This window comes from Streptomyces sp. NPDC092369 (assembly GCF_044755245.1).
Taxonomy (GTDB): domain Bacteria; phylum Actinomycetota; class Actinomycetes; order Streptomycetales; family Streptomycetaceae; genus Streptomyces.
This window is the reverse complement of the sequence record NZ_JBIVQP010000003.1, coordinates 815492-827295: the sequence shown is the minus strand read 5'-3', so window position 1 is coordinate 827295 and position 11804 is coordinate 815492. Positions and strand designations below refer to the sequence as shown.

General features: G+C 69.6%; 11 protein-coding genes. 6 read left to right on the top strand and 5 right to left on the bottom strand.

Going from position 1 to position 11804, the window contains the following annotated elements; genetic code table 11:
- Positions 1-21: 21 nt before the first annotated feature.
- From ACIQI8_RS20620 to ACIQI8_RS20605, 4 genes are all read right to left on the bottom strand, one after another.
- Complete coding sequence (locus ACIQI8_RS20620; protein ID WP_402352347.1) at positions 22-612, bottom strand: malonic semialdehyde reductase; 591 nt, start codon at positions 610-612, stop codon at positions 22-24.
- 213 nt (positions 613-825) lie between these two features.
- Entirely contained in the window at positions 826-1065 is a 240-nt protein-coding gene (locus tag ACIQI8_RS20615; RefSeq protein WP_402352345.1) for an exodeoxyribonuclease VII small subunit, read from the bottom strand.
- Between the two features lie 10 nt (positions 1066-1075).
- Positions 1076-2293 carry an exodeoxyribonuclease VII large subunit gene (gene xseA, locus ACIQI8_RS20610; RefSeq protein ID WP_402352343.1) on the bottom strand — a complete coding sequence of 406 codons (1218 nt, stop codon included), beginning with the start codon at positions 2291-2293 and terminating at the stop codon, positions 1076-1078.
- A gap of 99 nt (positions 2294-2392) precedes the next feature.
- Positions 2393-3817, bottom strand: coding sequence for an APC family permease (locus ACIQI8_RS20605; protein WP_402352340.1), 1425 nt, complete (start codon positions 3815-3817; stop codon positions 2393-2395).
- A gap of 106 nt (positions 3818-3923) precedes the next feature.
- On the opposite strand from ACIQI8_RS20605, the gene ACIQI8_RS20600 reads away from it, so the two are divergent.
- Positions 3924-4961, top strand: a complete 1038-nt coding sequence (locus tag ACIQI8_RS20600; protein WP_402352338.1) for a 4-hydroxy-3-methylbut-2-enyl diphosphate reductase — start codon at positions 3924-3926, stop codon at positions 4959-4961.
- A gap of 29 nt (positions 4962-4990) precedes the next feature.
- Positions 4991-5746, top strand: a complete 756-nt coding sequence (gene ppgK, locus ACIQI8_RS20595) for a polyphosphate--glucose phosphotransferase (protein ID WP_402352335.1) — start codon at positions 4991-4993, stop codon at positions 5744-5746.
- A gap of 327 nt (positions 5747-6073) precedes the next feature.
- Here the strand turns inward: ppgK and ACIQI8_RS20590 are convergent, their stop codons facing one another.
- On the bottom strand, positions 6074-6679 hold the full coding sequence (locus tag ACIQI8_RS20590; RefSeq protein ID WP_402352334.1) for a DUF6542 domain-containing protein: 606 nt from the start codon (positions 6677-6679) through the stop codon (positions 6074-6076).
- A 234-nt stretch (positions 6680-6913) separates the two neighbouring features.
- On the opposite strand from ACIQI8_RS20590, the gene ychF reads away from it, so the two are divergent.
- The 4 genes from ychF to ACIQI8_RS20570 all read left to right on the top strand — a co-directional run bounded on the left by ychF (position 6914) and on the right by ACIQI8_RS20570 (position 11765).
- Complete coding sequence (gene ychF, locus ACIQI8_RS20585; protein ID WP_402352331.1) at positions 6914-8002, top strand: redox-regulated ATPase YchF; 1089 nt, start codon at positions 6914-6916, stop codon at positions 8000-8002.
- A 119-nt stretch (positions 8003-8121) separates the two neighbouring features.
- Positions 8122-9540: an ATP-binding protein gene (locus ACIQI8_RS20580; RefSeq protein WP_402352328.1), complete on the top strand. Its 1419-nt coding sequence runs from the start codon at positions 8122-8124 to the stop codon at positions 9538-9540.
- A 227-nt stretch (positions 9541-9767) separates the two neighbouring features.
- Positions 9768-10745, top strand: a complete 978-nt coding sequence (locus ACIQI8_RS20575) for a glycoside hydrolase family 11 protein (protein WP_402352325.1) — start codon at positions 9768-9770, stop codon at positions 10743-10745.
- A gap of 33 nt (positions 10746-10778) precedes the next feature.
- The gene (locus ACIQI8_RS20570; RefSeq protein ID WP_402352322.1) at positions 10779-11765 is read left to right on the top strand and encodes a polysaccharide deacetylase family protein; all 987 of its coding nucleotides are present in this window, start codon (positions 10779-10781) and stop codon (positions 11763-11765) included.
- Positions 11766-11804: the final 39 nt, after the last annotated feature.

The window sequence follows — 11804 nt, the reverse complement described above, 5'->3', positions numbered from 1 at the left end:
TCACGCGTGTCGGGTCCGTTCTCAGACCGTGGTGACGACCTCGTCGTACGCCAGTCGCGGGGAGCGCGGGAACCAGGCGTCCTCGCCCGGCTTGCCGATGTTGACGACCATCAGCGGGGTGTGGTCGTCGTCCAGGAACTCCTTCTGGACGCCGGCGAAGTCGAGCCCGGTCATCGGTCCGGCGGCGAGGCCGGCGGCGCGGATGCCGATGATGAAATACGCGGCCTGGAGGGCGGCGTTCAGGGTGGCGTTGGTCTCGCGGACCGCGCGCTCGCCGAAGACGGCGTCCTTGGCCTGCGGGAAGTGCGGGAAGAGGGTGGGCAGTTCCTCGTGGAACTCGTTGTCCGCGGAGAGGATCGCGACCAGCGGGGCGGCGGCGGTCTTCTTCTGGTTGCCCTCGGCCAGGTGCTGCACGAGGCGCTCGCGGGCCTCGGGGGAGCGGACCAGGGTGACGCGCAGGGGCGACTGGTTCATGGACGTCGGGCCGTACTTGACCAGGTCGTAGATCGCCTGCACCTGCTCGTCGGTCACCGGCTCGTCGGTGAAGGTGTTGGCGGTGCGGGCCTCGCGGAAGAGCAGGTCCTGGGCGGTGGGGTCGAGTGCGAGAGACATGCGTGAACTTCCTCGGGGTAGCCTGGAACCGGATAACCGGACCGCGGTCCGGATCTGCTGACGGCATGAAGGTACGCCAGGTTAAGTTCAAGGTTCAACAAAAAGCGGGGTGACGTGATCCGCTTCACATACGTGATCGTATTGCGGGGCGCATACGGCAGGAGCGGCACCGTTCCGCTCGGTGCCGCCCCTGGTCCGTACCCGGTGCCGTTCCTACTCGGCGTCGGCCTCGTCCGCCGCCCCGCCCTCTTCCTCCGCCAGTGCCGCGTCCAGCCGCGCCCGTGCCCCGTCCAGCCAGCGCCGGCACACCTTGGCCAGCTCCTCGCCCCGCTCCCAGAGCGCCAGGGACTCCTCCAGCGTCGTACCGCCCGCCTCAAGGCGTCGTACGACCTCGATCAGCTCGTCCCGCGCCTGCTCGTACCCGAGCGTCTCTTCCGCCACCTTGCTGGTCATTCCGCCCACCCTATGCATCGCCCGCGTCGACTCGAACCGTGAACTCGCCCTCGGCGACCCGCGCCCGCAGGGACTCCGCCGCCGTCACCTCGTCCGGCGCCCGGACCACATGACCGTCGGCCTTCTGCAGCACCGCGTACCCGCGCTTGAGGGTGGCGGCGGGGGAGAGGGCCACCACGCGCGCGTGCGTGTGCGTCAGTTCGGAGTCGGCGCGGTCCAGGAGATGCCCCAGGGTGCGCCGCCCCCGGTCGAGCAGGGACGCGACATGATCGGCCCGCTCGTCCACCATCCGGTGCGGATCCTCTATCGAGGGCCGCGCCAGCGCCTGCGCCAGCCCGCGCTCCTCCCGCTCGACGAAGGCCCGCACGGAGCGCCGGGCCCGGTCCCGCAGCTGCCGCACCCGCTCGTACTCCTCGCCCACGTCCGGTACGACCTTCTTGGCCGCGTCGGTGGGGGTGGAGGCCCGCAGGTCGGCCACGTAGTCCAGGAGCGGGTTGTCGGGCTCGTGCCCGATCGCGGACACGACGGGCGTACGGCACTCGGCGACCACGCGCACGAGCTGCTCGTCGGAGAAGGGCAGCAGGTCCTCCACGCTGCCGCCGCCGCGCGCGACGATGATCACGTCGACGCCCTCGGTCTCGTCGAGCTCCTTCACGGCCTGCACCACCTGCGGCACCGCGTGCACGCCCTGCACGGCGACGTTGCGCACCTCGAAGCGGACGGCGGGCCAGCGGTGCCGGGCGTTCTCCAGCACGTCCCGCTCCGCGGCGGAGGCGCGTCCGCAGACCAGCCCGATCAGCTGCGGCAGAAAGGGCATCGCCTTCTTCCGCTCCGGCGCGAACAGCCCCTCGGCGGCCAGCGACTTCTTCAACTGCTCCAGCCGCGCGAGCAGTTCCCCCACCCCGACCGGCCTTATCTCCGTGGCCCGCAACGACAACTGCCCCCGCGGCGCGTACCACTCGGGCTTCGCCTGTACGACGACCCGCGCGCCCTCGCTCACCACATCGGCGACCGTGTCGAACACCTGCCGAAAACAGGTCACGCTGATCGAGATGTCGTACGAGGGGTCACGCAGCGTCAGAAACACGACACCGGCGCCGGGTCGCCGCGACAACTGGGTGATCTGCCCCTCGACCCACACCGCCCCCAGCCGGTCGATCCACCCCCCGATCAGCCGGGAGACCTCACCGACGGGGAGCGGCGCTTCCGCGGACGTGTTGAGAGCCATGCAGGTGAGCGTATCCGCAGGCACTGACATCGAACCGGACGCGGGCGCCGGGCTCGGCGACAGGGGCGGCAGGGGCGGCAGGGGCCGGGCGGGCGGCGGTCAGGGGGTGTTCGCGTCCGGGGAAGTGCTCTCGTCCCGGGGAGTGCTCTTGTCCAGGGGAGTGTTCTCGTCCCGCCCCCGTTGCGCCACCAGCACCGCCAACCCGATCACCAGCCACACCGCGCCCACCACCTGGGCCGTCCCCGACGCCTCGACGATCACGGCGATGGTGATCGCCGCCCCGACCACCGGCATCAGCACGTGCCGCCACCAGACGACCGGCCCGCCCTCCCGGCGTACCGCGAACCAGCTCACCACGCTCGCGTGCAGCAGGGTGAAGGCCGTCAACGCGCCGATGTCGACCACCGACACCAGGTGGTCCATGCCGTCGTCCCTGCGGGCCGCCCAGACCGCGGCGACCAGGGTGATGACGGCCGCGCAGAGCAGGGCGATCCGCGGCACCCCGGAGTCCGTCTTCGACAGCACCCGGGGCAGCCGCCGCTCCCGGCCCATGGCGAACAGCAGCCGTCCCGCGGCCGCCTGCCCGGCCAGCGCCGCGAACGCCGCGCCGATCGCCTTGCTCACGGCCACCAGATCGTGCAGCCAGGTACCGACGGAGGTGTCCACGGCGTCGTAGAAGGCCGTCCCCTGCTTGCCCGGATCGGCGGCCAGTTGCGCGGACGTGGTCGGCTCCAGGAGCGCCAGGAGATACGACTGCGCCACGAACAGCACACCCGCCAGGGCCAGGCAGAACAGCACCGCGCGGGCGACCTTCTCCGACCCGCCCGTGACCTCCTCCGCGAAGGACGCGATCGCGTCGAAGCCGAGATACGACAGCACCGCCACCGACACCGCGCCGATCACCGCCGACAGCGCGAAGGCTCCCTGGGTGCCGTCCCCGGACAGCGGTGACAGCCACCCCCGCTCGGCCCCGTCCCGCGCGAGCACGACGACGGCCGACACGACGAAGATCAGCAGCACGACGATCTCCATGGCGAGGACCAGGAAGCCCACCCGGGCCGCGGCCCGCACGCCCCACAGGTTCAGCAGGGTCGTGACGAGGACCGCGATCGCCGTCCACACCCAGCGCGAGACCTCCGGGACAAGGGAGTTCATCGCGATACCGGAGAACAGGTACGCCACTGCCGGGATGAGCAGGTAGTCGAGCATCGCCATCCAGCCGGCGACGAATCCCGCCTCCTTGCCGAGCGCCACGCGCGCGTAGGCGAACACCGACCCCGCCAGGGGGACCACCCGCACCATCTGCGCGTAGCTGAAAGCGGTGAACGCCATGGCGATCGTCGCGACCACGTAGACCAGGGCCACGGCCCCGTGCGACTTCGCGTCCAGCGTGCCGAACACGCCGACGGGTGCCATCGGGGCGATGAACATCAGCCCGTAGACGACGAGATCCCGGAACCCGAGGCTCCGCCGCAGGTCGTCTCCCGCCTCGCCCGTTCGTGCCGCCGTGCCGGTCCCGGACATCGTGCCTCCGCCTGTGCCTCGCCCGTCGAGTCCTTCCCCACCCCTCCCACCGCACGGCCAGTCTCCCCAAGGAGGCGATCTTTGACCCGTCGGGCGCGGCCTTACGATGGTTCCCATGACTGCTTCGCCTGGCCGCCGTGTCCTGCTCGCCGCCCCCCGGGGCTACTGCGCGGGTGTGGACCGCGCCGTGATCGCCGTCGAGAAAGCCCTGGAGCAGTACGGGGCTCCGATCTATGTCCGGCACGAGATCGTGCACAACAAGTACGTCGTGCAGACCCTCGAGAAGAAGGGCGCCGTCTTCGTCGAGCGGACGGAGGAGGTCCCCGAGGGGAACATCGTCATGTTCTCCGCGCACGGTGTGGCCCCCGTCGTCCACGAGGAGGCCGCGCGGGGCCGGCTCGCCACCATCGACGCGACCTGCCCGCTGGTCACCAAGGTCCACAAGGAAGCCGTCCGGTTCGCCAACGACGACTACGACATCCTCCTGATCGGGCACGAGGGCCACGAGGAGGTCATCGGCACCTCCGGCGAGGCGCCCGACCACATCACCCTGGTCGACGGCCCGGAGGACGTCTCCAAGGTGGAGGTCCGTGACCCGTCCAAGGTCGTATGGCTCTCGCAGACCACGCTCTCCGTCGACGAGACCATGGAGACGGTCGACGCCCTCAAGACGAAGTTCCCGCAGCTCATCTCCCCGCCCAGCGACGACATCTGCTACGCCACGCAGAACCGTCAGCTCGCCGTGAAGCAGATGGGCGAGGAGGCCGAGCTGGTGATCGTGGTCGGCTCCAAGAACTCCTCCAACTCCGTACGGCTCGTCGAGGTCGCCAAGCTCGCCGGCGCCCGCGAGGCCTACCTCGTGGACTTCGCCGACGAGATCGACGAGGCCTGGCTGGAGGGTGTCTCCACGGTCGGCGTCACCTCCGGCGCCTCGGTGCCGGAGATCCTGGTCGAGCAGGTCCTGGAGTGGCTCTCGCAGCGCGGCTTCGAGGACGTCGAACTGGTCCGGGCGGCCGAGGAGTCCATCACGTTCTCGCTGCCCAAGGAGCTGCGCCGGGACCTGCGGGACGAGGCGGCGGCGCTGGTCGCCGAGCGCGGCGGATCCGGTGCGGGATCCGTTACGGATGCCGCCTCCGCTGAGTGACTGTCAGCCCATCGTCGTAACGTAGAGCCATGCAGATCTTCGGTGTGGACATCGGTGGGTCGGGGATCAAGGGCGCCCCTGTGGATTTGGACAAGGGTGACCTGGCGGAGGAGCGCTTCAAGGTGCTCACTCCGCACCCGGCGACGCCCGACGGCGTGGCGGACGGCGTCAAGGAGGTCGTCGAGCACTTCGGCTGGACGGGCCCGGTCGGGCTGACGTTCCCCGGCGTGGTGACGGGCGGGTCGACGATCCGTACGGCGGCCAACGTCGACAAGAGCTGGATCGACACGGACGCGCGCGTGCTGTTCAGTGATCGGCTCGGCGGTCATGACGTGACGGTCGTCAATGACGCGGACGCGGCGGGCGTCGCCGAGATGGCCTTCGGCGCGGGCCGCGACCGCAAGGGCACGGTCATTCTGTTGACCTTCGGCACGGGTATCGGCAGCGCGGTCTTCGTGGACGGCTTGCTCGTCCCGAACACCGAGCTGGGCCATCTGGAGCTGCACGGCCACGACGCGGAGACGCGCGCCTCCAGCAAGGCCAAGGAGGACGGCGAGCTGACCTGGGAGCACTGGGCGCACCGCGTCCAGAAGTACCTGGCCCATGTCGAGATGCTCTTCACGCCCGAGTTGTTCATCATCGGCGGCGGCGTCAGCCGCAAGGCCGACAAGTTCCTCCACTTCATCGAGGACATCAAGGCGGAGATCGTCCCGGCGCAGCTGCAGAACAACGCGGGGATCGTGGGGGCGGCGATGCACGCGGCGGGGCGGGACGGCGGGCGGTAGGCGGGGATTCGGCCGGGTCGCCACCGGCGGTTGCTGAGCGGCGGTCCGGTCGGGTCGCCACGGTGGCGATCCGGTGGGGTCGGGTCACTGGCGATGGGCGGGCGCGCTTCCTCAGGCCACCGGCAGTCGCCCGCAGTCGCCGACGGAGCTCCCGCCAGGCCACCGGCGGTCCGGCGGCAACGGGCCTGCCGGGTCAGGCGCGGTCGGTGGGTGGCGCTTCGGTCGGCTCATCGGCACTCGATGGCGGCGCTCGGGTCGGCTCACCGTCAGTCAGTGGCGGCGCTCCGGTCGGCTCACCGGCAGTCGGTGGGCGGCGGGAGCGTCAGGTCAGCGGCGAGCGGCTCGTGCCGCCGCCGTTCGTTGGCGCATCAGCTGGATCTTGCGGGCGGAGGCGATCAGGCCCGCGATGAGGGTGCCGCCGTACAGCCAGCCGGCCTGGGTGGCGAGGGCTGTCACCAGGCCCATCAGGCGGCCGAGGATCCCGCCGTTGCTGTCGGCGACGGGGAGCAGGCCGGCGGCGAAGGCGATCGGCACGACGACCGGGGCGGTCAGCAGATCACCCCGTCGCACCCAGCACGCGGTCAGGACGCACACCGGCAGGAACAGCACCCCGTAGACGGTCAGGGACGCCCCGAACAGCAGCGCGTCCAGGCAGCCGAGCACGAACATCACCGCCCCGCAGAACAGGCCGCCGCCCAGCCCCGTCAGCCGCGGGTTGGGCATCCGCCGCACGGCCTCGACCAACGGCGGACCGGGCTTGCGTACGGGCGGCGCGGTCTGGCGGGCGGCCGGGCGGTTCGCGGGGCGGCGCTGCCCGGGGCGCGCACCGACACTCCCGTTCCTGCCGCTCTCGCCGCGCGTCGCCTGCGGGGGCAGTGGGGGTGTGCCGCGTCGCGGTCCGTGCTGCGGGGGTCGCGTCCTGTGTTGCTCCACTGGACAAACTTAGGTCGGTTTATGTGCCGAATCGCTTCCGGGACACGCCGAGGGCGGACCTTGGCCAAGCGTTCGACTGGTAGCCGGGGCGGGGTTCGGCACGCCGTAGACTGGTGGATCGGCCCGCCCGCGCACCGAAGAAGGACCGCGCACCGAAGTAGGACCGGGCCCGCAACCCCAGTGCCAGCCCCAGTCCCAGCCCCTTGATGTCTCTCACGTACGGGAAGTCGCAACGTGTCGCTCACGATCGGAATCGTCGGTCTGCCGAATGTCGGCAAGTCGACCCTGTTCAACGCCCTGACCAAGAACGACGTGCTCGCGGCCAACTACCCGTTCGCCACGATCGAGCCGAACGTCGGCGTGGTCGGCGTCCCCGACGCGCGCCTGACGAAGCTGGCCGAGATCTTCTCCTCCCAGAAGATCATTCCGGCGACCGTCGACTTCGTGGACATCGCGGGCATCGTGAAGGGCGCCTCCGAGGGTGAGGGCCTGGGCAACAAGTTCCTGGCGAACATCCGTGAGTCCGACGCGATCTGCCAGGTCATCCGCGCCTTCAAGGACGAGAACGTCGTCCACGTCGACGGCAAGGTCTCGCCCAAGGACGACATCGAGACGATCAACACCGAGCTGATCCTCGCCGACCTCCAGACCATCGAGAAGGTCCTGCCGCGTCTCCAGAAGGACTCGCGCATCAAGAAGGACATCGTTCCGAAGGTCGCGGCGGTCGAGGCGGCGAAGGAGATCCTGGAGCGCGGCGACACCCTCTTCTCGCAGGGCATCGTCCAGGGCTCGGGCAAGGAGGAACTCCTCCACGACCTGCACCTGCTGACGACGAAGCCCTTCCTGTACGTCTTCAACGTCGACGAGGACGAACTGGTCGACGAGGACTTCAAGACCGAGCAGCGTGCCCTGGTCGCCCCCGCCGAGGCGATCTTCCTCAACGCCAAGCTGGAGCAGGACCTCGCCGAACTGGACGAGGAGGACGCGATGGAACTCCTGGAGTCGGTCGGCGCCGACGAGCCCGGCCTCGCCACCCTCGCCCGCGTCGGCTTCGACACCCTCGGCCTGCAGACCTACCTCACGGCAGGCCCCAAGGAATCCCGCGCCTGGACCATCAAGAAGGGCGCGACCGCCCCTGAGGCGGCCGGCGTCATCCACACCGACTTCCAGAAGGGCTTCATTAAGGCGGAGGTCATCTCCTTCGCCGACCTGGTGGAGATGGGGTCCGTCGCGGAGGCCCGGGCGAAGGGGAAGGCGCGGATGGAGGGCAAGGAGTACGTGATGCAGGACGGGGATGTGGTGGAGTTCCGCTTCAACGTCTGAGCGGGGGACGTAGCCGCTCCGAACCCCCTGCTTCCTCCGCACGGCCGACTGCCCCTCCTCCCCACTAACGTCTATGTTAGTAACATCGTCGTTAGTTTCATGGGTGGAGGTCGGCGGACATGGTGGACTTTGTAGGCCGTCGCCAGGAGCTGGCGACGCTGGAGCGGGAGCTGCAGAAGGTGGCGGCCGGGGCCGGCGGGGAGCGGCCCGGTCGGTGTGTGATGTTGCGCGGGCGGCGCCGGGTGGGGAAGTCGCGCCTGGTCGAGCGGTTCGCGGAGCGCTCCGGGGCCCCGTTCATGTTCTACGCGGCGACCGGCGCGTCCCCCAGGGACGATCTGGCACGGCTCGGCCGTGACGCCCAGGTGTCGACGCTGCCGTTGGCGGGGCTGGTCGCCGCCGCGCGGCCGGAGAGCTGGGACGCCGCGTTCGACGTGCTGGCCGCGGCACTGCCGGCCGACCGGGCGAGCGTGCTCGTCATCGACGAGGTGCCGTACCTGATGGATCCCAAGGGCGCCTTCGAGGGGATGCTCCAACGGGCCTGGGACCGGGTGCTGGAGACCAGACCGGTGCTGCTGGTCCTCATCGGCTCCGATCTGTCGATGATGGAGGCCCTGAACAGCTATGGACGCCCCTTCCACCAGCGCGGCCGGGAGATGGTGCTGGGAGCACTCAACCCCGCCGAGGTGGGGCAGATGCTCGGACTGGAGCCCGCGGACGCATTCGATGCCGCGCTCGTCACCGGCGGGTTGCCGCTGATCTGCGCGGAGTGGCCCCGCGGTGCGGGGCTGTGGGACTTCCTCGGCGAGGCGCTGAGCGACCCGGTGTCCGCACTGCTGGTGTCGGCCGAGCGCTCGCTGGCCGCCGAATTCCCTCCGCAGGCTCAGGCGCGCACTGTGCTGGCGGCTATCGGCAGCGGTGAGCGGACCTTCACCAACATCGCCCGTGCGGCCGGCGGTATCGGGGCCACGCCGTTGCAGCGAGCGCTGGAGCTGCTCACGGACAAGCGGATCGTCGCTGCGGAGCTGCCCGTGTCGCTGCGCCCGTCGAAGGACCGCCGTTACCGGGTGGCAGATCCCTACCTGAGGTTCTGGCTGCATCTGCTCGGCCCCTCCATGGACGAGATCGAGCGCGGACGGGGCGATCTGACCTTGGCGCGCATCCGGGAGAACTGGACCAGTTGGCGCGGCCGAGCCGTCGAGCCCCTGGTCCGCGAGGCCCTGGCGCGGATCCTGCCCGATGGCAGCCTGCCCGCGGCTCCTGCGGTGGGTGGCTACTGGACCCGTACGAACGATGTCGAGATCGATGTCGTCGGGGCGGACCGCGCCCCCGTTGCCAAGGAACTGTTCTTCGTCGGCTCCATCAAATGGCTGGAGCAGTCGCCCTTCGACCGGCACGACCTGGCCGCCCTCCATCGACACCGGGCCGCCCTCACCGACGAACCTGTTCCCGTCGTGGCGGTCTCGCGCAGCGGGGTTGACTGTCCGGGGCTCGATGCCGCCTACGGCCCGGGCGATCTGCTGACCGCCTGGCCGGTGTGAGGGGCGCTCCTAGGCTGTCGAAGGACTTCGAAACATTCGGTCGCAACATTCGGTTTTTGGATCTTGTGGCTCTATCCATCGTGTAATGAATCAAACCGTGAATCGTTCAAGTGCCGCATTGAACTGGGATTATCTGGGGATCTGTCGTGGCGCCCTGGTGTCGAATATTTCGCTCTCAATACCGAAACTATTGACAGTTGTCAGGGGCGGTTCAAAACTGACGCCGCATGGACACCACACCCGCACGCACGACGCACTTCAGGTTGTTAGCCGGCGGCGCCTGCGCCCTGCTGCTGGCCCTCCTCGCGGCGATGACCCTGCCCGGCACCGCGAGTGCCGACACGGTTGTCACCACGAATCAGACCGGCACCAACAACGGCTACTACTACTCGTTCTGGACCGACTCCCAGGGGACGGTCTCCATGAACCTCGGCTCCGGGGGCAACTACGGCACCTCATGGAGCAACACCGGCAACTTCGTGGCCGGCAAGGGCTGGAGTAACGGCGGCCGTCGGAGCGTGACGTACTCGGGGACCTTCAATCCCTCCGGCAACGCGTATCTGGCGCTGTACGGATGGACGTCGAACCCGCTCGTCGAGTACTACATCGTCGACAACTGGGGCACCTACCGGCCCACGGGCACGTACAAGGGCACCGTCACCAGTGACGGCGGGACGTACGACATCTACAAGACGACGCGGTACAACGCCCCCTCCGTGGAAGGGACGAAGACCTTCGACCAGTACTGGAGCGTCCGGCAGTCCAAGCGGACCGGCGGCACCATCACCACCGGCAATCACTTCGACGCCTGGTCGCGCGCCGGGATGCCGCTCGGTAGCTTCAGCTACTACATGATCCTCGCCACCGAGGGTTATCAGAGCAGCGGGAACTCCAACATCACGGTGGGCGGCACCAGTTCGGGCGGTGGCGGAGGCAGTGGCAGTTGCGCCGCCACCTTGTCCGCCGGGCAGCAGTGGAGCGACCGGTACAACCTCAACGTCTCGGTCTCCGGCTCCAGCGACTGGACCGTGACCATGAACGTGCCGTCCCCGGCGAAGGTCCTCTCCACCTGGAACATCGCCGCCACCTATCCGAGCAGCCAGGTGCTGAGCGCCAAACCCAACGGCAGCGGCAACAGTTGGGGCGCCACCATCCAGCCCAACGGCAACTGGACCTGGCCCACGGTCTCCTGCACCGCGAGCTGACCCCCGACCGCCGAGGCTGGAGGACCACTTCAGATGAGAGCCGTACCGCGCTTCCCGTTACGCCCCCTGGTCGCCGGGCTGGTGGCCACCGTCGCCCTGACCGCCGCGGGCACCCTCGCCGTCGGCACCGCCGAGCCGGCGCGGGCCGCCGCCTGCGGCGGGTACGTCGGGCTCACCTTCGACGACGGCCCGTCCGGCAACACGCCCGCCCTGCTCAACGCGCTGAAGCAGAACGGCCTTCGGGCCACGATGTTCAACGAGGGCCAGTACGCCGCCGCTTACCCCTCGCAGGTCAAGGCCCAGGTCGACGCCGGTATGTGGGTCGGCAACCACAGTTACACCCACCCGCACCTGACGCAGCAGAGCCAGGCGACCGTCGACTCGGAGATCTCCCGGACCCAGCAGGCCATCGCGAGCGCGGGCGGCGGCACGCCCAAGCTGTTCCGGCCGCCCTACGGCGAGACCAACGCGACGGTGAAGGCCGTCGAGGCCAAGTACGGTCTGACGGAGATCATTTGGGACGTCGACTCGCAGGACTGGAACGGCGCGAGCACCGACGCGATCGTCCAGGCGGCCGGCCGGCTCACCAACGGCCAGGTCATCCTCATGCACGACTGGCCGGCCAACACGGTCGCGGCGATCCCGCGGATCGCCCAGGGCCTGGCCGCCCGCAATCTCTGCGCCGGGACGATCTCCCCACAGACCGGCCGGGCCGTCGCCCCCGACGGCAGCGGCAACGGTGGTGGCAGCGGCGGCAGTTGTACCGCCACCCTGTCGGCCGGCACGCAGTGGAGCGACCGGTACAACCTCAACGTCTCGGTCTCCGGGGGCAGTAACTGGACCGTGACCATGAACGTGCCGTCCCCGGCGAAGGTCATCGCGACCTGGAACGTCATCGCCTCCTACCCCAGCGCACAGGTGCTGAGCGCCAAACCCGACGGCAGCGGCAACAGTTGGGGCGCCACCATCCAGACGAACGGCAACTGGACCTGGCCCACGGTCTCCTGCACCGCGAGCTGACAGGCGCAGGGTGCGGGGAATCCCGTGGGCGCCTCGCAC